We start from the raw sequence: 22,383 nt of genomic DNA on the forward strand, positions 1-22,383 counted from the left end.
AATACCATGAAAAAATACGTATTCATTCTATCAGCATTACTCCTTTTTACGGTGGTCGATGCTCAGAAAAAAAACAAATCAAACGATTCCAACAAAATAGACGCTTCCCTCTATGAAGGTCTCCAGTGGCGAAACATCGGCCCGACCAGAGGTGGTCGCAGCGTCGCTTCGTGCGGTGTATTGAATGACCCTATGACCTACTACATGGGAACAACCGGCGGTGGCATCTGGAAAACCATCGATGGAGGCATCAACTGGAAAAACATCTCAGACGGCCAACTGAAGACCGGAACTGTCGGAGCAATATCTGTTTCTGAATCTGATCCGAATGTCATATATGTGGGAATGGGCGAACATGCCGTACGTGGGGTCATGACCTCTAATGGTGATGGCGTGTACAAAAGCACCGATGCGGGAAAAACCTGGAAACATATTGGATTAGACAAGTCTATGCATATTTCAGATGTAATCATCCACCCTACCAATCCGGACATTGTTTATGTTTCGGTTCAAGGTGCATTGTACGGTCCCTCGAGTGAACGAGGGATTTATAAATCCATCGATGGAGGTGCCAATTGGCGCAAAGTATTGTTTGTAGACAACAACACGGGTGCTTCTTCCCTATCCATGGACATGACCAACCCACGTATCCTCTATGCAGCCATGTGGGATCATCAGCGATACCCATGGACGGTCAGATCGGGTGGCCCGGGATCTGGACTTTATAAGTCAGTGGATAGTGGTGAAACCTGGGATAAGATGGAAGAAGGGTTGCCTGAGGAGTTTGGTAAAGCAGGTGTCTCTGTTTCCAGAGCAAACCCTGACCGTGTCTTTGCAATCATCGAAGCAGAAGGATCCAAATCCGGTTTATACCGATCGGATGATGCAGGGAAAAAGTGGAGCCAAATAAACAAAAGCAGGGTATTAATCACGCGCTCATGGTACTATATGGAAGTATTTGCGGACCCGCAAGATGAAAATAAAGTCTTTGTGCTAAATGCACCTGTTATGAAATCCATTGACGGAGGCAGAAGCTTTTCCAATGTCTCTGTTCCTCATGGTGACAACCACCACCTGTGGATTAACCCAACGAATAATCAGCTCATGATCAACTCCAATGACGGTGGAGCGAATGTCTCGTTTAATGGGGGCAATAGCTGGTCAACGCAAGAGAATCAACCGACCGCTCAGTTTTACCGAGTGATCACCGATGATTTGGTTCCTTACAATGTGTACGGCGGTCAGCAGGACAATTCTGCGATAGCCATTCCAAGTCGAACCAATGGCTGGGGCATTGGCTGGAAGGACTGGTATTCAGTGGCCGGGTGTGAAAGTGCCTACCTCGCTTTTGATCCAAAAAATCCAGAGGTGGTCTATGGTGGCTGTTACCAAGGCATAATCGAGCGATGGGAGAAATCGACCGGAGAAGGAAAGCCGGTGATGCAATACCTAGAACAACGCTTGAGTGGCATACCAAAAGACTTCAGTCATCGATTCAACTGGAACGCCCCGATAGTCGCTTCTCCACATGATCCAAATACCATTTACCATGCAGGTAATGTGGTTTTTAAAACCACGGATGGAGGCCTAACATGGGACACCATTTCTCCGGACCTGACCAGAAATGACACTACAAAGCAAGGACCGGGTGGCCGACCCTACACCAACGAAGCTGCCGGAGGTGAGAATTACAACACGATCATGTACCTAGCCGCATCTCCTCATGAAAAAGATGTGATCTGGGTTGGATCAGATGATGGGCTGGTTCATGTAACGAAAGATGAGGGAGCCAATTGGACCAATGTGACACCAAAAGGACTTCAGGAAGGCATTATCAACTCGATTGAGGTGTCACCCCATGATGCAGCTACCGCCTATATCACCGTAATGCGATATAAATTCAATGACCTTACGCCGCTGGTTTTCAAAACAAACGATTACGGTGCATCATGGACTAAGATCACCAACGGATTCAATGATCCGAATGGATTTGTTCGAGTAGTGAGAGAAGATCCTAAAGTGAAAGGACTGTTGTATGCAGGGACAGAAACCGGTCTTTATGTATCTCCTGACGATGGAGCAAACTGGTCAAAGCTTCAGTTAAATCTGCCTGTAGTGCCAATCAATGACCTCACCATCCGACAAAACGACCTGGTGGCAGCTACCGCCGGACGATCATTCTGGATATTGGATGATTTGAGTGCCATTCAAGGAACACTTGGAAAAGAAAAGAAAAACGGTGCGCTGTTTGCCAAGGAAAATCAGTATCGAATCCTGGGAGGAAGTGCACCGGTTGAAGCAGGGAAAAACCCTCCTTCCGGAGTGACCTTTGATTATTACCTCAATGAAGAAGTACCGGATAGTGTAGCATTGAAAGTAGAAATACTAGACGGAGAAGAGGTCATCCTAAGCTACTCAAACCAAAAAGACGAGTCTTTCAAAACCTGGCAAGGTGGCCCACCAGCCCCACAAGTACTTCCAGCAAAAAAAGGCATCAACCGATTTACCTGGGATTTCAAGCGAGAGACACTTCCTGCAGTAGATGGGGTTTTCTCTTTTGGTGATTACACCGGATCGAGAGTTGCACCCGGAGCATACACAATCAAGTTGATGACTGAAACAGACACTTCTGCTATTCAAGTAAATATTCTGGAAGTACCTGGGCAAGAATATACCAAAGCTGCATGGACGGCACAGCAAAACATGCTTACGGCGATTGAAGACATGATCCGTGACATGCACGAAAGTGTGAATACCGTGCGCTCAGGAAAGGCACAACTTCAGGCCTATCAGAAAAGGCTGAAAGGCAATGAAGAAGCCAAGGACTTGCTTGACACTGCAAAGGCACTGGTTCAGAAAATAGAAGATTGGGAAAATGAACTCATCCAACCCAAACAAGAAACATTTCAGGATGTGATCAATTTCCAAAATCAATTGAACAGTCAGATGATGAGTTTGAAATCATTCATAGATGTAGCTGATCCACGCTTGACGCAAGGAGCCAAAGAACGCTTTGACGACCTGAAAACAGCGTGGGAATCGAATGCTGATCGCAGAGATGAGCTGATCAATGTGGAATTGAAAGCTTTTAATGACCTCTACAAAAATCTTAACTTACCGGCGGTAATACTAGAGGATTAATTGATGCGACTATTATTGCTTCTAGTGCCTCGATTCGTGTCTTCACGAATCGAAACGATAGGTGTAAGAGAGGTTTGTGAAGACACAAACCTTTGCAGATAAATATTAGTATTTGGGGGGGGGCGAGATTCCCAAGTCTTACTCCTTCGTCGTTCGCAAAGGATTCGGTTCCTTTCTCAACCTTATTCCCTTGGGAAAATGACGATAATCATTTGAGTCATGGGAATCTGATTGAAATAGAGACCACTTTTAATTAAGAACCAAAAACAGCACGTAAATAAAATCTTAAATTAACAGCAGAAAGACCTGAGGATTAACCATGCGATTACTAAGTCTGATATTGCTTCTTGCTGCGTTCGTTTGCAAGGGGCAGTTCAACCCGTCTGAAATTGAAATCATCCGTGATGAATGGGGTGTGCCACACATCTTTGCCCCAACGGATGCTCAGGTTTCCTATGGTTTAGCCTGGGCCCATGCAGAAGATGATTTTGAAACAATCCAGCAAATCCTGCTTGCAGCCAAGCAAATGATGGGTCGTTATCAGGGGCCTGATGGAGCACCCATTGATTACGTGGTGGGACTACTTAGATGTGAAGAAATTGTCAAGGAGCACATAGATGAAGTAGATCCTGCATTTATCAAAATCGCCGAAGGATACATTGCAGGATTAAATGCGTATGCGGATTCACATAAGGATGAAGTGCTAATAAAAAAGGCTTTTCCTGCTACACTTAATGACATATTCAAAGCGTATGTGCTGCAACTTGCCGTTCAAGATGGAGCAGATAACCTGATTCGGAATCTTTTTGATGGAAACATGGATACGGTTGATTTTGAAACAAAGGGGTCCAATGCCTTTGCGATAAGCCGAAGTAAAACGACCAGTAATGAAGTGTTTCTGGCGGTCAATTCTCATCAGCCACTCGAAGGCCCAGCTGCATGGTATGAAGCGCACCTGGTCAGTGATGAAGGATGGAACATGCTGGGAGGATTATTCCCAGGTGGACCGGTGATTTTTCATGGCACAAACGAACATCTGGGCTGGGCTCATACGGTCAATTATTTTGATAAACGAGATGTGTTTCAACTGGAAATGCACCCGGAAGAAGAAAACCTGTACCGGGTAGACAATGAGTGGCTGGAGCTGGAAAAACGAAAGATCAAACTGAAAGTCAAAGTTTTCCTTGGAATCAAAATTGGAGTGAAAAGAGATGCTTATTACTCAGTGTATGGTCCGGTTGTGAAAAATGACAAAGGATTCTTTGCCTTCCATATGGCCGTTTTTGATGAGATCCGGGCGATTGAGCAATGGTACAAAATGAATAAAGCCACCAACCTGGCAGAATTCAAAGAAGCACTTTCCATGACGGCTATTCCTAGTTTCAATATCGTGTATGCTGACAAGTATGACAGCTTGTTTTATGTAGGCAATGGCAAAATACCTTTTAGGAATCCAGCGTATGACTGGAGCACCACCCTTCCCGGAAACACTGAAGAAACAATTCCTCAGGGATACCATCCGTTTTCCGATCTCCCTCAAATCACAAACCCTTCCTCCGGTTATTTATTCAACACTAACAATGGTGCGTTTAATGCTACTGCTGCAGCAGACAATCTTAACCCTACAAACTTTGACTCAACCATGGGATACCGTGCTTATGATAACAACCGAAGCTATCGGTTCATGGAATTGATTGATCAGTATGATCAACTAAGCTGGAAAGACTTTCTTGACATCAAATACGATGCGACTCTACCAGACTCACTAGTATATTGGATTGACCTGAATCCGGTGTTTAATTTGGATCCTGCGGATGCTGATTCAGCAGCCCAGGTTCTGGAAATCATCCAGAGATGGGATAAAAGTGCACGTGTTGATAAGATCGGTCCTGCTCACCTAAACATCCTTTACCGAAGACTTGCAAGTAAATCCGGTGAGATAGACATTAAAAATATTTCTAAAGAGCAATACATTAACGCTGTTAAATATGTCAGGAGGTACTTACTACATTTCTTTAACAAACTTGATGTAACACTCGGTGAGTATCAAAAGCTGATTCGTGGCGATAAAGAGTACCCGCTGGGTGGTCTTCCAGATGTTATTGCAGCAATGAATAACAATTACATGGGTGAAGGAAAGGTTCGTGGTAGTTCGGGCGAGTCTTATATCATGATGGTAAGGTATCCTGAGGATGGACTACCCATTATTGAAACCGTCAATGTCTTCGGCGCATCGAATCGTCCGGAAAGTCCACACTATGATGACCAAATACCCATGTTCTTAAATCGTGAAAGAAAACGAATGACCCTGGATATTGATGAGATAAGGAAAAACGCCAAGCGTATTTATCATCCGGAATGAAAGCACCCATTTCCAAGACGTTCATTTTATTATGTTTGGTAATTACTCTGCCTGGGGTGTTCTCTCAGGATTACTTCGAGTTTTTTTCAGGCGAACTTCACCATGAGTACTGGTGGCAAAACTTCACCATGGCCTTTCAGCACGGTGCGACAGGACAACCAATGGCTATTTTATTACACCTCGGATTGAACCTGGTGCTCATTGCTATTGTGGGGAAAGAAGTAGAATCAATACTTGGCACAAAGCGATTTTTGATCCTATCTCTTGTAGCTTGGATAGGTTTTATAGTCACTCAATGGATTTCCGGGATTTGGATCAACGGCTCTTCCGGGATCATTTGGGCGTATAGTCCCTTTCTTTTGATCCATTTCAAATGGGCGAAGGAAAATGGAGCATATCAGGAAAAAGCCGACCGGTCCAAAGGAATCTTGATCGTGATGTGGGGAGCTGTTACCCTTTTCATGGGATTTGTACCCCTCCTATTCAATCCTAATCATTCGCTCCTTCACTCGTTTTTCTACGGAAACCTATTTCACGCCAGTGCCACCCTAATTGGTTTTACACTTTACAGCACCTGGAAAGATTCGATGGAAATTCCAAAATCTTAAGAAATAAGGTCATACCCAAGCCTCGGTTCGTGCCCTCACCTGTCCTCACAAATCGAAATGAATGTTGCCACAAGGTTTCTGAAGACACAAACCTTGGCGGAAGACTCCCAAGTCTCACTCCTTTCGTCATTCGCATGGGAATAGGGTTATGCAACCACCCAGCTTAACACCAAACTTTAGTCATCCAACATACTGGATCAACCATTTATCATTTCGTATAACCTGAGATCAATAAAATAAAATAAATTGATACTTAAGATGCACTAACTGCATCATTAGGTAAATGACAATCACTATGAATCTAACTATCAGAAATCTATCAAAGACTTATTCCAATGGCGTGAAGGCGCTAAACGACGTTTCTCTGGACATTCCAACAGGCATGTTTGGTTTACTGGGACCGAATGGTGCCGGTAAATCTAGTCTCATGCGAACGATCGCCACTTTACAAGAACCAGACACAGGCAGTATCATGCTCGGAGAGCTGGATGTATTGCGTGAGAAAGATGAGGTAAGAAAGATTCTTGGATACCTACCCCAGGAATTTGGCGTTTACCCCAAAGTAACTGCAGAAGTCCTCCTGGATCATTTAGCTGTGCTAAAGGGAGTGGCCAACAACAAAGAACGTAAAGAGCTGGTAGAGAGCCTTTTGCACAAAACCAACCTATGGCAATCCAGAAAGAAAAATCTGGGTGGCTATTCGGGTGGGATGAAACAACGATTCGGGATTGCTCAGGCTTTACTTTCAAATCCGAAACTGATCATTGTGGATGAACCTACTGCAGGTCTCGATCCGGCGGAAAGAAATCGATTCTTAAACCTGCTTAGTGAGCTTGGAGAAAACACGGTGGTGATCTTAAGCACCCATATCGTCGATGACGTGAAGGAGCTGTGCACGAGCATGGCCATTATCAATTTGGGTACAGTGCTTTATCAGGGAAGTCCTGCAAAAGCACTTGAAGAAGTTGAGGGTAAGGTTTGGAAGAAAAAGATTGAAAAAGCAGAGCTGGAGCAATACCAGAATGATTTCACGGTCATCTCTGATCGTTTGATTGCAGGGAAACCGGAGATACATGTATTGTCAGATACTAAACCTGATGGTTCGTTCGAGCCCGTGGAAGCAGACCTGGAAGATGTGTATTTCTCACACATTCTATCTTCCACTCAACAAGAAGCGGTACCGGCCTAATTCACAACCCTAAATTTAAAATCATGTGGTTTAAAATATTAAAATTCGAACTTCAGTATCGTAAAAAGAGACCGGCGACCTATATCTACTTTGCCATTCTCTTCCTCATGGCCGTTTTGACCATGAGTACAGATATCATACAAGTAGGTGGTGGATCGGGTCTTGTAAAAGAAAACTCCCCTACCACTATAGCTAATATGATGGCCATTCTTTCGGGCATCATGATGATGATCACCTCAGCCATAATGGGCGTAGCGGTTCTCAGAGACTTTGAGCACAACACAGAGTCCATGCTCTTCACGACCCCCATTTCAAAGTTTGATTATTTGCTAGGTCGGTTCCTGGGATCTTTCATCATCGTATTGTTTGTTTTCGGGGGAATGATGCTAGGGTTTATGTTGGGTGAGCTATTCAATCCGGATAAGGATAAAATGCTGCCTTTCAACTTTTATCACTACATCCACCCATTCATTACCATCGTACTTGCCAACCTGTTTTTCACCAGTGCGCTATTCTTTGTGACAGGCGCGCTTTCCAGAAAAATGGTCACGGTATATGTGCAGTGGATTTTGCTCTTTGCAGTGTATCAAATTGCTTTGATCCTAACCAGGGAGGTAGACAACCGGGACCTAGCCGCACTTATCGATCCGTTCGCGATCCGAACGATAGCAAACAAAATCCAGTATTGGACGGTAGCAGAGCAGAATAGCATGGTCGTCCCATTTGATGGAGTTGTCATGTGGAATCGATTGATGTGGATGGGAATAGGTCTGCTTACACTCATCATTGGGTATTTTTCATTTAGCTTCAATGTAGTTCGAAAGTCATGGTTTAAGAAAAAGACCACCAAAGCAGAAAGTGCTTCCAAAACAAGTGTTTCAATACCAACAGTAAGCTTCAATTTTGGATTCAGTACCTACTTACTTCAGCTAAGAAAGCAAACATGGTTTTACTTCAAGTCAGTGATTAAAAGTGTGCCTTTTCAGGCCATCATCGTCTTTGGTATGTTCCTGATGGTGGTGAATTCCTTTTTCGTTGGTCGGGTGTTCGGTACCTACACCTACCCTACCACCTATTTGATGATCGAATTGATAACCAATTCCTTTAGTCTATTCTTTCTGATAATTCTCGTTTTCTATTCCGGAGAACTGGTTTGGAGGGAACGAGATGTTAAAATCAACTTGATTCAGGATGCCTTACCAATGCCTGACTTTATAAGCCTTGTTAGCAAATTCATAGGATTGATATTAGTCTTTGTAATACTCAATCTAATTCTGATTGGGTCTGGAGTGGTGATACAGGCAGCCAAGGGATATTATAAGTTTGACCTGCCGGTGTATTTCTACACGCTATTCACAGAGACATTCTCTTTTGTGATCTTATTCTCGCTGCTGGCATTCTTTGTCCAGGTGATGGTCAACAATAAGTTTCTTGGACATGCAGTAGTAATTGTATTTTTCATTGCCACAGGAGTGCTAGATCTCCTTGGGCTGGAACACAGTCTTTTCCAATTTGGTAGCGCCAGCCTGGGCACCTATTCTGAAATGAACGGTTATGGTCATTTCGTGAAAAGCTTTTCCTGGTTTGATCTGTATTGGCTTGCATTCAGCATCTTCCTTTTTGGCGTAGCAGTTGTCTTTGCTGTGAGGGGATCAGAAGCTGCCATGAAGTGGAGGTGGCACATAGGTAAAATGAGGTTATCCAGACCCATTCTTACCCTCATCATCACAACATTCCTAACCTTCGTCATGTCAGGGTGCTACATTTTCTACAATACCAATATTGAAAATACCTACCGAAATTCAGACGACCAGGAGGCGTTACAAGCCGATTATGAACGTATACTTAAAAAATATGAGTTTGTAAAACAGCCTAAAATCACACGGATGGATGTGAAATCTGAGCTTTATCCGTATGATCGGGATTACAGCATGGAGGGCACCTATACCTTGAAAAATTTCGAAGATGAGCCAATTGATAGCATCCATTTGCAGTTGGGTCAAGACGAGGATCTGACCTACGAGACGGTAACGTTTAGCAGAACCACTACCATTGTAGAAAGTTACGATGAGTATCGCTACTACATTCATAAGCTGGATGAACCATTGATGCCGGGTGATTCGATTACCATGGATTTCAAATATGTATTTGACACCAAAGGATTCAAAGAGTCCGGTTCGAATACCAGTATAGTGTTTAATGGTACTTTTTTGAATAACAGCAGCTTTCCGAGCCTTGGCTACAATGCCGGTAATGAATTAGGAACGGATGATGATCGAAAGGATAATGATCTGGAGCCTAAAGATCGAATGATGAGGCGTGACAACCCGATTGGGTTACGTCAAAATTTCATTAGTGATGATTCGCATGGCATTGATTTTGAAATTGTGGTGGGAACCGTACCGGATCAGATTGCCATTGCTCCCGGTTACCTGCAGAGTGAGTGGGAAGAAAACGGCAGACGGTATTTCCATTACAAGATGGATCAAAAAATGATGCCTTTTTTCAATATCGTTTCGGCCAGGTATGAGGTGGTTAAAGACAAAACAACGATTGCATTAAATGACTCAACAGATAGAGAAATCGATCTGGGCATTTACCATCACAAAGGACATGAATACAATCTGGAAAGCATGATGAAGGGCATGAAGCATTCTTTTAAGTACTTTTCAGAGAATTTCAGTCCGTATCAATATCGTCAAATGCGGATTCTGGAGTTTCCACGATATGCGTCATTTGCACAGTCATTTGCAAACACAGTCCCATTTTCTGAAGCCATCGGGTTCATGGTGAAGGTGGAGGAGGAAGACGATGTAGATGTCACCTATTTTGTAACGGCTCACGAGCTAGCACACCAGTGGTGGGGTCATCAGCTATTCCCGGCAAATGTGCAGGGTAGTGCCGTGCTATCAGAAACACTGTCTCAATACTCGGCATTGATGGTGATGAAGCAAGAGTATCCACAGGAACACCTCAAAGAGTTTCTTAAGGAAGAGCTAAACAGGTATTTGAGAGGACGAACCACAGAGCAGAAAAAAGAGATGCCATTGGCATTGGCAGAAAACCAGGCCTATATCCACTATGGGAAAGGTGCAAACATCATGTATGCACTTCAAGACTACATTGGAGAAGACAGTGTAAATGTTGCGCTTCAAAGATTGATCAATGAATGGGGGTACGAAAGCCTCGAACGAAATGGTAGATATGCTACAACCATTGATTTGATCGGGTATTTGCGTGAGGTCACTCCAGACAGCTTACAAGGGGTAATCACAGATTTCTTTGACAAGATCATTCTTTATGAAAACAAAGTGGATGAAGCTACCTATCAGGAAGTTGGCGAAAAGTATCTGGTGAATCTTGAGCTTAACACCAAGAAGATGGAATCTGACAGCCTGGGATTCTCCACGCAGGTGGAGATCAATGACTGGATTGATGTAGGGGTTTACACAAAAGATGATGAGGGAGATGAAAAACTCATCTATCTCAAAAAGCATCAATTTACCGGAGATGATACTTCCATTCAAATAAAAGTGGATCAAAAACCATCTTCAGCAGGTGTAGATCCATTGAATAAACTAATTGATCGAAACCCGGATGATAATACAAAGAAGATGTCCTTAGCTGAGTCGACCTGAAGACAATGAAAGCAAATGCGGCCGGCTCTACCGGCTGCATTCTTTATTATCAGTATGGAGACATCACGACTATATCTAAAACCTATCGCTCCGGAAGATGCAGGCTTTTTATTGCGCTTAATGAATACGGATAAATGGCACTTAAATATTGGAGATCGGAAGGTTTACACAGAGAAAGATGCGCTGAAATACATGCAGGACAGAATGGATCCGGATTTATCCAAAAAGGGATTTGTTAATCACGTAATGATTCAAAAAGAGACCGGAAATGCAGTGGGAACCTGCAGCCTTCACGATAGAGAAGGAGTTGAAGGAATGGACATTGGATATGCATTGCTCCCATCGTATGAGGGTTATGGGTATGCCCAAGAAGGTGCAAAAGCAATGATTAATCTGGCTTTTAACAGTTATAATCAGTCATTCATAAACGCAATTACCACAGATCAGAATGTTGGCTCCTGCCGAATACTTGAAAAGCTGGGTTTTACCCATCAGGGATACATCCGACTCCCCGACAATCCGGAAAATATCAAATTATACACATTAAGAAAGAATCAGTGGAAATCAGATTGAGGCATAAAATCCTTTAAATTGTATGAAAACAAACCAACCAAACACTATGAAATCACTTACCAAAATGATAGCGGTCGCAGTTTTGGCCGCATGTTCAGCACCCAAAGAGGAGACTCCTGAGGTGCAGAAGTACACCATTGCTCAGTTTTATGAAAATGTAAGCGTGGGTGGCGGGAGCTTCTCACCGGACGAAAGTAAAATGCTTATAAATAGTAACGAATCAGGTATTTTTAATGTCTATGAAATAGATATAGCCACTGGCGAGAAAACGCAATTGACCAATTCTACCGAGGAATCGTATTTCGGTCAGTCATATTTCCCTAATGACGATCGATTCATTTTTTCCTTTGATGAAGGAGGCAATGAAAACTACAAGGTATTCATGATGTCTCAGGAGGGACAGCCCAAGGATCTGACACCCGGCGATAGCGTAAGAAACGGATTTTGGGGTTGGAGCCGAGATGAAGAAAGCATGTACTTAACCTCCAACAAACGTGATCCACGGTACATGGATATTTATGAAATGCAGATATCATCTGTTGATGATGAAATGCCCGTTAGTGAGATCATTTATCAGAACAATGATGGACTGGATGTAGGTGCCATCTCTCCTAATGAACGATTCTATGCGCTGACACAAGCTATCACCAGTGCGGATGGTAAAATGTATCTCTATGATCGTGAAACCGGTGAAAAAACGGATATATCTATACATGAAGGAGACGCAACGTACAATCCTCAGTTCTTTAGCCTGGATAATAAAAGTCTGTACTACACCACTGATGAAGGGTCTGACTTTGTATATCTGGCCAAGCGAGATTTAGAAACTGGAGAAGTAGAAAAAGTTTTTGAAACCAACTGGGATGTATGGTATGCATACGATTCCTGGAATGAAAAATACCGGGTGATTGGCATCAATGAAGATGCAAAAACGGTTGTAAAAATCTTCAATCAGGAAACCGGGGAAGAAGTGCAGCTACCGGAGATTGAAGGTGGCAGTATTTCATCCGTCAACATCTCCAAAAGTGAGAATCTCGCACGATTAACAGTAAGTACTTCGGCTTCTCCAAGCAACATTTATGTCTACAACTTTGAAACCGGAGAGTTGAAAAAACTAACAGACACATTGAACCCTGAAATCAACGCAGATGATTTGGTGGAAGGCAAAGTGGTTCGCTATGAATCATTTGATGGATTGGAAATTCCGGCCATCTACTATCAACCTAAAGGGGCATCTGAAGACAACAAAGTACCGGCTCTCGTATGGGTTCACGGAGGTCCCGGAGGACAATCCAGGTTGAGCTATTTTGCATTGGTCCAATACCTGGTGAATCATGGTTATGCCGTTTTAGCTGTAAACAACCGTGGTAGTAGCGGGTATGGTAAAGAGTTTAATCATCTGGATGACAAGAATCATGGCGACAAAGATTTAAAGGATTGTGTTGCCGGAAAGAATTACCTGGCAAATACAGGAGTGATCGACATGGACAAAGTGGGGATCATTGGAGGTTCTTATGGAGGTTACATGGTGATGGCAGCCCTTACATTTGAACCTGAAGCTTTCGACGTAGGCGTGAACATTTTTGGAGTAACCAACTGGTTGAGAACATTGAAATCAATTCCTCCGTATTGGGAGAGCTTTAGAAAGGCGCTTTATGATGAGCTAGGTGATCCTACCACTGAAGACTCAGTGAGGCTATATGAAATCTCCCCTCTTTTCCATACGGAAAATGTGACTAAACCACTGATGGTATTGCAAGGCGCCAATGACGTACGTGTGCTTCAAGTAGAGTCAGATGAAATTGTAGAAGGAGTCAGAGCCAGTGGCGTTCCCGTGGAATACATTGTATTTGATGATGAGGGTCATGGATTCCGTAAGAATGAAAATGCCATTGAGGGATACGGACAGATCAAAGAATTTTTGGACAAGTACCTTAAAGGGGAAGCAGAGGAAGTTGAAGAGAATTCAACGGCAGGTTCACTATAATATCAACGAACGAGTTTAAGGCAGCTTTTCCGGCTGCCTTTTTTTGATCGATATGAAGAACGCTATTTGGTTTGGACGAATTCAGATTATTATCATCATCTTATTTGTTTTTTCAAAGAGTTGGTTAAGGCCTTTTGTTCTGAAACGGGATGCTCCGGTTTTTTTAGATATCACTGTACTGTCCCTTCCAAATTTGTATGAAGGAGTAGTGGGTGTGCTTGTTCTTTCTTTTATGGGACTCTACATCAACAAAAGATGGAACAAATCCAAACTAGGCAATCATACCATTTACATCTTAGCAACCATTCTGGCTGCCATTTTCGTAATCACACAAGAAGTCAAACTCCACAATCTTGGAGGGAACAATGTGTATGATCCCTATGATGTCATCTTTTCTTTCATCGGACTAACTCTTGGATTTACAATTGTCTGGATGAAGGGGCCTACCGCTGACTAAACCATAATTTTAAAGGTAAGCTATCTGAAAAAATGCTGACCATCCATGTAAACCTCTTTTTCATCACCTTTCTCATGCACTACCTTTATTCATTCAAAAATTAAATCACATGAGATTCGTTATTGCGATAATCCTTTCATCACTTGTTGGGGTATCATTCGGTCAGGATGTGCCGGGATACTCCGGTAAATTCAATGCAATCGATCGCTTGCTGGAACCACCCAGCCCCTACCGAACAGCCTCAGGTGCTCCCGGAGAGGACTACTGGCAGCAGCGCGCCGATTATAAAATCAAAGCTTCCATTGATGAAAATACCAATGAGCTAATTGGTGAGGAAACCATCACCTACTACAACAATTCCCCACATGACCTGAAATTCCTCTGGCTCAACATTGAACAAAATGTAAATAAAAAAGGAAACGAAGACTTTGGTGATGTTTTAGGTGGAGTAAAAGACTCCATCTCTTCTTTGCAGATGCAATACCTGCTTCGACCAATAGACTTTCCTGCGGGCACAGACATTCAATGGATCAAAGATGCAAACGGCAAGCCATTGGATTATATCATTAACAACACCCTTTTACGAATCAATTTGCCGGAACCTTTAAAGTCCGGTGAGAACATCACCTTTTCAATTAAATGGAAAAACTATATCACCGATCGTGCTAAGTTTCTGCTTTCTCGTGAAGGCTATGAATACTTTCCGGAAGATGACAACAAAGTTTTTCTCCTTGGTCATTGGTTCCCACGTATGGCCGTTTACAATGACACGGAAGGCTGGCAAAACAAGCAGTTCAGAAGGCTGGGTGAGTTTGCACTTGAGTTTGGAGACTATGAGGTAGAGCTTACTGTTCCTTCAGACCACATTGTAGCTGGCACAGGTGTGCTTACCAATGAATCAGAAGTGCTTACCACGACTCAAAGAGACCGACTGGCCAAAGCAAGGAACTCCTTTGACGAACAACTTTTCATTATTACTCCCGAGGAAGCAAAGGAAAACGAATCTAAAAAGGCCTCTGACACAAAAACCTGGAAGTTTAAAGCAGAGAATGTGCGTGATGTGGCTTTTGCCAGCTCACGAAAATTCATTTGGGATGCAATGGCGGTGAAGCTGCCAACGAACACTGTGATGGCCATGTCATTCTACCCAAAAGAAGGGCTTTCGGTATGGACAGAAGAGTCTACCAATGCAGTAAAACAGGCATTAGAGGTATATTCTGAGGCAACCTTTGATTATCCGTATCCGGTCGCGATATCGGTTAATACCTCCAACATAGGCATGGAATTTCCCATGATTTCCTTTAATGGAGGTCGTCCTGTCAACGGCGAAATCAGTGAAGCAGCCAGGAGGGGCATGACCAGCACCATCATTCATGAGGTGGGTCACAATTGGTTCCCTATGATTGTGAGCTCAGACGAGCGCAAGTGGATGTGGATGGATGAAGGACTAAATACTTTCCTGCATCAGCGAACGTTGGCAGAGCGATATCCACAATGGAGCAGTACACGCCCTAAAGATATTGTTCCTTTCATGATGGGCAACCAGAAGACCCTCCGTCCAATCATGACCAATTCAGACAATGATTTGCTTTTCCAGATGGGAGCCAATTTCTATCAGAAACCGACGGTAGGCTTGCAGATGCTACGAGAAACGATCGTTGGCAAAGAGCTTTTTGATATTGCATTCAAGGAATATGCGAACCGATGGAAATACAAACATCCAAATCCTTCAGACTTCTTTAGAACCCTGGAGGATGGCACTGCAACTGACCTTGACTGGTTTTTCAAAGGATGGTTCTTCACTACAGAAACGGTGGATATAGATTTAGCAGAAGTCAAGTGGTATCAACTCAAGGAAGACCAAGCCACTGTAGAAAACAAGCAACAAAAAGGAAACACAAAAAAGATCTCAGGTTCAGGCAAATCAGAAAAAGGCATGGACTTTTCGGATGGCCCTCAGCCTTTTGCAATGGCTAGTACTCCGGATGGCGCATACGGGCAATTCCTTAGCAGACTGGATGAGGCTAAAATGCGCAAACAACTTTCCGGTAAACACATTTACGAACTGACCTTCAAAAACAAAGGAGGTCTTGTGATGCCAGTGATAATTGAGTGGACCTATGCAGATGGAACAAAAGAAGTACAACAGTTACCAGCTGAAATCTGGAGACTCAATGAAGCTCAAGTGACAAAGACATTCCTTAAAGACAAAGAAGTCGTCAATATTGCAATTGATCCAAAACAACAACTTCCTGATGTGAATATGGATAACAATGTTTTTCCAAGAGAAAAACAATCTGATAAATTTGAGGAACTGAAAGACTAGTAATATCTAAATAAAACCACCATCCTATGTCAAACGAAGATATCATACCTAATATAAGGTTCAATCCAAGTACCGGATTAATACGAATTGAAGGTAGATCAGCAATGCGCGATGTGCAGGACTTCTATTTACCCTTCATCGAGCAGATAAAAAATACGACAGTGCCTACATTCATTGTCGAAATTAAGCTGGAGCATTTTGATACAGGTACTATGAAGTGCCTATACCAAATGATGCTAGAGCTAAAGGAAAAACAAGCAATGGGTGCCATGGTGATGGTGCGCTGGTTTAGTGAGGAAGGTGATGAAGATCACAAGGAATTGGGCGAAGACCTGGAGAGCAAGTCAGGGATGAAATTCAATTACGTAACAAAATAAAAAACCTCACCCGGTAACCGGGTGAGGTTTTCTTTTACATCTTAGAACTGTTGTGAACGATTATTCCTTCGTGCCCTGCACTGTCACTCCAAACTGCTTCAACTCCAACGTCATAGCCGTTTTATCTCCACTGTCATCAAACTTGGCCACCACCTGACCATCCATTGAAACCCAGGCATCTTCTTTAGGTAAGAGCACCATATTCATGCCTGCAGCAGGAACCCTCACTTTCACAAGACCATCTGCATTGTCTATGTGAGCATTGATGTTGAAATTGGCGATGGTATACGTCCCGAAAATGTAATCAGGCACCTCTACTCCGGCCATACGTTCTTGTAGCGATGGATAGAAATTATCGGTATCATCCAGATCAGGAACTGAAGCATTTACAGAGATAGTTTCTATATTCTTATAATCTGGGATAGTTACCTGGATCTCATTCTTACCTGAGATTTCCTTAGCTGACTTTGAGATTTCATAATCAGTACCATCCTTGTATTTCACTTCTACCCTCACCGGTACCGGTCTGCTTCCTGCATTCACAATGGTCAATTTATCCTTTTTGATTTCTCCAATCTTTACGTCTGGAGCCCCAAACTCAAAAAACCACGGTTTCCATAGCCAGCTCAGATCCTCACCACTCACATCTTCCATTGTAAAGAAGAAATCGTAAGGGATCGGAGATTTCTTCGCCCATCTGTTGATGTATTCTTTATAAGCTTTGAAGAACACTTCATCGCCCAGATGAAAATGTAACATAGAGTATATAAAAGCAGGAAGCGGATATGCCGAGTAGCCGTAATTGGTTCCATCCATAAACTGAGAAGAAGCAAACAGTGGCAGGTCTTCATATTGCCCTTGCATCCCCCCTACGCTTCCTTTGAAAGTGGTGAAAAGGTCTGAACTATCATTTTGAAAAAACCGGTTAGTAACTAATGATGTTATATAAGAGGCCCATCCTTCATCCATCCATGCAAATCGTCGCTCGTTTACCCGGACATACATAGGGAAGTACATGTGAAACATTTCGTGCACAGTTACACCTAAACCGGGACCTCCATTGTAGGCCATCATTGGAAACTCCATTCCGCCACCTCCAAGTCCGATGAAGGTTGTAAATCGAGGGTATGGATAAGGAACACCCGGAACATCCTCCGAGAAGTGCTTCATGGTCTTTTGCTGATTTGGGGTCATAGCAGCAAAAGCCTGTGGATTTCCGGTTGGATAGACCGAACTGATCAAAACATCCTCACCATCTACTTTTTGAGAAGCGGCATTCCAGTCGTAATGATCACTCATCGCAAAAGCGAAATCAGGCACTTCATCTGCTTTGAATTTCCAGGTACCGGATTTGTGTGCAAATCCGTCCTTTAGATCATCCCCATTGATAATATCCAATGGCTCGGTTGCTGTGAGCGCTTTGTTGTATCGATCCAAAATATCAGCATTGAAGACTTCATCCGGGTTTTGCAAAACGCCAGTAGCCCAGATGGTAAAAGCCTCAGGTGCTGTGAACTCCACATTGAAGTTAGCCAGGTTGTTGTAAAACTCCGTTCTAAACGTGTAATTCTGGGTGTCCCAGCCAAACACATCGTCGTAAACGGAGATCTGCGGATACCAGTACGCCACAAAAAACGAAGTACTATCTGCAACTCCTGTTCTTCTATTCGTGTATGGGATAACCGTCTCCCAGTCTATTGTCAAGTCGATTTGGTCACCGCTTTTTACCGGCTCCTCCAATCGGATGAAAAGATTGGTACCATTACGGGTCACTGACCCGCCTTCAAGATCAACTGAATCGCCTCTCACCTGCACCATATTCAGTGACATACCATCATTCACGTCACGATCATCGATAGTAGTAAGACGGACATTTCCTTTTTTATAAACATCGTTGTACAAACGAACGACAATAGCCGAAAGCTCATCCGGGCTGTTGTTTTGATATTTAATGGTAGACTTCCCGCTAATTCCACGAGTTTCCGGATCGATAGAAGCTTTAATATCATAATCCACCGTATTGTGCCAGTAGTTTGGTCCCGGCTTTCCGTCATACGATCTGGTACCTTTTTCATATGCCTGCTTCATTTCTTTCGGAATAAACAGGCTCGTCTCCTGTGCCATGAGGGCTACACAACACATCATTGCGAACAGTGAAAATATTTTTCTCATAGTGATTTAGTTATTTGATTAAGATGAATGGTAAAGAAAATAAATTGTAGCCGGAAGCCGTATACCATTGGTGTAATCACTTATTCTATATAAACGTTTATATCCGAATAATAATACGGCTAATGAAATACATCTTATGTTTTAAGATGCCTGAATAAAGCATCGAAGAGGTATATAAGGTATATTTGAAAGGTTAATAACAGGAATTCCTGTTACAATGTTGTTATGAGCTAATTCATGAACAAGAGGTACATTTTCCTAGCCACTATCGCACTCTTAACTTCCTGCTCTGTCAAGAACGAAAAGAAGGTGAATCAACCGGAAACGGCAGTAGATTCAACTGAACTTGTAGAACAAACTAAGATTCAACCAACTGAACAACCTAAAACATCAACAGAGGATGCTATAATTGATTCTCTGTGTAACGAACAAATCGACGGTCCTGCAAACGTTCGATATTCTCCGAATGGCAAATTAATGTTCGAACTCTTTGACGGAGTGTCAGTAGAAACAAGTCCGATAGAAAATGATTGGTTGATGGTCAGTACTGATATTCAATTGGACTCAACTGAACTCCAGAACGGTATCGTTTTACCAAATATGAAACTGAGAAACATGGAAGGTGAAGTGATAGGTAACTCCTTTGATACTTTAAGATTCACATCCTATGATAAACTAAGTGGTTCTATTTGGGGATATACATATAAAAATAACATTGAACCGAACTGCACACCCGAGGCACAACTGAACTCACTAATTATTGAAAACAGACTGAGCTTTGAAGATCAAAAGCAATATCGCCAGGTTTTTGGCTTTACTCCTTTCAATAATAATTCAGCTGAAGGAGTTAGCGAGTATATAATTTACCAGAGCACTTTGGTTGATCCTTCTCCAAGAGATCGTATCTCACTGATGTATCACAATGACAAACTCTTTGCCTTTGTTCATTCAAGAGACTTTGATTTTTACAACCTTCAATCTGGTGAGCTTATTAGAGGACATAAAATTGTATTCTTAACTGAGAAAAATCCGATGTTAGCAGAAGAAATTGTTGAAAAACGACTCTATCTCTACAATCATTCCGACTGAATAAAAGGCTATAACATGCGCTAGCGATGCAGATGTCAGACTGCTACTAGCTAAGAATTGCAGGAACTTACAGCTCCCCTTCCCTTCTGTGACTTTCTGCTCGTTGAAGAACTGTAGGCAGTTCTGGCGGATGTCTGGGTTAACGCAGTGTTTCATAGAAAGCGTTGCGCGTGTGGTTCAGGTTCGCTAGTTTTATCAGAAATTGCTCAGTTCGGGACATCCGCCTGCTAGCTGAGCGTTGTAGGCCACTATGTAATGGAGATTTCATCCCTCATAGAATATTTTAACACCTTTCTCCCTTTAACCGAAGAGGAGACCGCTGAACTTGAAAAGAGGGTCAAACCTAAAACCGTCAAGAGAAGGCAATTTATTTTATCATCTGGGGATGTCTGCAAATACTATAGTTTCATTATGGAAGGGTGCTTCAAAATGTACAAAGTGGATGAAAATGCTAAAGAACACAACCTGCATTTCGCTGTTGAGAATCAGTGGATCACTGATATTGGGAGCTTTCATTCCGAACAGCCTAGCCAATTGTATATAGAAGCCATTGAACCTTCTAGAATCTTACAGATATCCAAGCAAGATTTGATTTACTTCTATGAGCACAGTATCAAATTCAATCGGATTTTTCGAGTTATCGTAGAAAATGAATTTGTGCTTTTACAAAATCGGTTGCTTCAGACCATTAGCACATCTGCCGAACAGCGCTACCTCGAATTTATAGAGCTTTACCCAAACCTTTTCAATCGGATTTCCAACGTTCAGGTGGCGTCCTACCTTGGCATCACCCCAGAATTCCTAAGCAATATCCGCAAGAAACTGAGTGAATCTTAAGATAGTTTAAGACTCCTTCTTAAAGTTCCTTATAGGTCTTTCCTCAGAAGTATCCAGACTTTTGCATTGTACAAAAAAACGAACAATGAAAAAGTTAACTCTATTGATGATGGTACTGGCTCTATCTGTAGTCAGCTCGGAAGCGAAATCTAATCTTAAAAATCAAAACCTAGACATTATGCAAAAGCAAGACAAAGAAGCAATCGAAGAATTGCTGAAGTCGTACAAAAAGTCGTTGAACACTTCAGACGCCAAATTAGCCCAAAGCCTTTACACCAAAGACGGGATTTTTATGCCAACTGAAGCTCCTTCAGCAATTGGAAGTGAAAATATCCTCAAATCCTATGAATATATCTTCACTCAAATTCAATTGAACATTGAATTCTATATTGACGAAATTACCGTTGAAGGAGATTTTGCATTCGCAGTTACAAGTTCAAAAGGAACAACTCTTATTCATGCAACTGGAGAAACTATCCCTGAAGCTAATAGAGAACTATTTGTATTTGAAAAGGTGAATGGTGAATGGAAAATCGCCCGATATATGTTTAACAAAACAGAACCAAAAGGTTAATGAAAGCTGCAGTAACAACAAAAGCAGGAGTTCCAGAAGTTATAGAGATAAAAGAAGTATCCCGACCAGAGGTAAAACCTGGTTGGGTACTAATTAAAGTAAAGGCTTTTGGACTGAACAGGTCTGAAATTTTTACCCGAAGAGGTGAGTCTCCTGGTGTTGAGTTTCCACGAATACAGGGAATCGAATGTGTGGGAATTATTGAAGAAGATCCATCTGGAACATATATTAAAGGTCAACAGGTTGCAGCAATCATGGGAGGAATGGGACGATTCTTCGATGGCGGTTATGCGGAGTATGCATTGGTTCCATTTGACATTATCTTTCCATTTGAAAGTAATTTAACTTGGGACATTCTCGGGGCAATACCAGAAATGTTTCAAACCGTATCTGGTTCTCTTAATCAGGCTCTTGAAATAGAATCAGGAGAAACTCTTCTAATCCGAGGTGGCACTTCATCCATTGGCATGCTTGCTTGTCAACTCGCAAAAACGAAGGGGTTGACTGTCATCTCAACAACCAGAAATCCAGACAAGAAACAGGCATTGTTTGAGAATGGAGCAGATCATGTAGTGATTGATGCTGGAAATGTAAAAGAACAGGTCAAAGATATATTTCCTAATGGAGTGAATAAAGTGCTTGAGCTCATTGGAACACGTACTTTGAAGGATTCATTAAAGTGCATTGCCCCAAAAGGGATGGTTTGCATGACTGGCATTCTCGGAAACGAGTGGACCATGAAGGAGTTTACCCCAATGGGAGACATTCCTTCACTAGGAAGGCTAACCATTTACATGGGAGAATCGAAGAATTTATCTAAAGAGCTTCTTCAAGAGTTTATTGATGAAGTAGAGAGAGGAACAATCAAATTAAACATTGACAGAGTGTTCAGTCTTGACCAAGTTGCAGAAGCACATCAATACATGGAGGATAACAAGGCAAAAGGTAAGATTGTTGTGGAAGTGGGTTAAACGCCATACAATCGAGTAGACGGCCGTGAGCCATAAGCCCACGGTGCGCCTGCTGACGCATCGATACAGCATCTTTCCGATC

The 22,383-nt window shown here is 42.6% G+C and carries 15 protein-coding genes; 14 read left to right on the forward strand and 1 reads right to left on the reverse strand.

Translation table 11 applies throughout. From position 1 onward, the window contains the following. The first annotated feature begins 6 nt into the window (after positions 1-6). The 10 genes from ACQK2H_RS15100 (at position 7) to ACQK2H_RS15145 (ending at position 16,658) form a co-directional block, all read left to right on the forward strand. The gene (locus ACQK2H_RS15100) at positions 7-3,141 is read left to right on the forward strand and encodes a VPS10 domain-containing protein (RefSeq protein ID WP_425392209.1); all 3,135 of its coding nucleotides are present in this window, start codon (positions 7-9) and stop codon (positions 3,139-3,141) included. Between the two features lie 319 nt (positions 3,142-3,460). Next, entirely contained in the window at positions 3,461-5,503 is a 2,043-nt protein-coding gene (locus tag ACQK2H_RS15105; RefSeq protein WP_425392210.1) for a penicillin acylase family protein, read from the forward strand. After that, on the forward strand, positions 5,500-6,111 hold the full coding sequence (locus ACQK2H_RS15110) for a rhomboid family intramembrane serine protease (protein ID WP_425392211.1): 612 nt from the start codon (positions 5,500-5,502) through the stop codon (positions 6,109-6,111). Before ACQK2H_RS15105 ends, ACQK2H_RS15110 begins: the two co-directional genes overlap by 4 nt. A 295-nt stretch (positions 6,112-6,406) precedes the next feature. Next, the gene (locus ACQK2H_RS15115) at positions 6,407-7,300 is read left to right on the forward strand and encodes an ABC transporter ATP-binding protein (protein ID WP_425392212.1); all 894 of its coding nucleotides are present in this window, start codon (positions 6,407-6,409) and stop codon (positions 7,298-7,300) included. Between the two features lie 23 nt (positions 7,301-7,323). Beyond that, entirely contained in the window at positions 7,324-10,938 is a 3,615-nt protein-coding gene (locus ACQK2H_RS15120; RefSeq protein ID WP_425392213.1) for a M1 family aminopeptidase, read from the forward strand. Positions 10,939-10,953: 15 nt separating this feature from the next. Beyond that, positions 10,954-11,511 (forward strand): GNAT family N-acetyltransferase, encoded by a 558-nt coding sequence (locus ACQK2H_RS15125; RefSeq protein WP_425392214.1) that lies wholly within the window; start codon positions 10,954-10,956, stop codon positions 11,509-11,511. A 46-nt stretch (positions 11,512-11,557) separates the two neighbouring features. Beyond that, a complete protein-coding gene (locus ACQK2H_RS15130) occupies positions 11,558-13,498 on the forward strand; it encodes an alpha/beta fold hydrolase (protein ID WP_425392215.1) in 1,941 nt (646 codons plus the stop codon). Positions 13,499-13,550: 52 nt separating this feature from the next. Continuing rightward, positions 13,551-13,955 carry a hypothetical protein gene (locus tag ACQK2H_RS15135; RefSeq protein WP_425392216.1) on the forward strand — a complete coding sequence of 135 codons (405 nt, stop codon included), beginning with the start codon at positions 13,551-13,553 and terminating at the stop codon, positions 13,953-13,955. 109 nt (positions 13,956-14,064) lie between these two features. Then, positions 14,065-16,281 carry a M1 family metallopeptidase gene (locus ACQK2H_RS15140; protein WP_425392217.1) on the forward strand — a complete coding sequence of 739 codons (2,217 nt, stop codon included), beginning with the start codon at positions 14,065-14,067 and terminating at the stop codon, positions 16,279-16,281. A gap of 26 nt (positions 16,282-16,307) precedes the next feature. Further along, positions 16,308-16,658 (forward strand): SiaC family regulatory phosphoprotein, encoded by a 351-nt coding sequence (locus tag ACQK2H_RS15145; protein ID WP_425392218.1) that lies wholly within the window; start codon positions 16,308-16,310, stop codon positions 16,656-16,658. A gap of 60 nt (positions 16,659-16,718) precedes the next feature. Here ACQK2H_RS15145 and ACQK2H_RS15150 read toward each other — a convergent pair whose 3' ends face one another. Beyond that, on the reverse strand, positions 16,719-18,830 hold the full coding sequence (locus ACQK2H_RS15150; protein WP_425392219.1) for a M1 family metallopeptidase: 2,112 nt from the start codon (positions 18,828-18,830) through the stop codon (positions 16,719-16,721). Between the two features lie 237 nt (positions 18,831-19,067). On the opposite strand from ACQK2H_RS15150, the gene ACQK2H_RS15155 reads away from it, so the two are divergent. The 4 genes from ACQK2H_RS15155 to ACQK2H_RS15170 all read left to right on the forward strand — a co-directional run bounded on the left by ACQK2H_RS15155 (position 19,068) and on the right by ACQK2H_RS15170 (position 22,301). After that, positions 19,068-19,919 carry a hypothetical protein gene (locus ACQK2H_RS15155; RefSeq protein WP_425392220.1) on the forward strand — a complete coding sequence of 284 codons (852 nt, stop codon included), beginning with the start codon at positions 19,068-19,070 and terminating at the stop codon, positions 19,917-19,919. A gap of 255 nt (positions 19,920-20,174) precedes the next feature. After that, positions 20,175-20,756, forward strand: coding sequence for a Crp/Fnr family transcriptional regulator (locus ACQK2H_RS15160; protein ID WP_425392221.1), 582 nt, complete (start codon positions 20,175-20,177; stop codon positions 20,754-20,756). An 85-nt stretch (positions 20,757-20,841) separates the two neighbouring features. Beyond that, the gene (locus ACQK2H_RS15165; protein WP_425392222.1) at positions 20,842-21,330 is read left to right on the forward strand and encodes a YybH family protein; all 489 of its coding nucleotides are present in this window, start codon (positions 20,842-20,844) and stop codon (positions 21,328-21,330) included. Next, a complete protein-coding gene (locus ACQK2H_RS15170; protein WP_425392223.1) occupies positions 21,330-22,301 on the forward strand; it encodes a zinc-binding alcohol dehydrogenase family protein in 972 nt (323 codons plus the stop codon). The genes ACQK2H_RS15165 and ACQK2H_RS15170 overlap by 1 nt, the downstream gene beginning before the upstream one ends. Positions 22,302-22,383 lie beyond the last annotated feature (82 nt).

The organism is Ekhidna sp. (genome assembly GCF_965228795.1).
In the GTDB taxonomy this organism is placed as follows: domain Bacteria; phylum Bacteroidota; class Bacteroidia; order Cytophagales; family Cyclobacteriaceae; genus Ekhidna.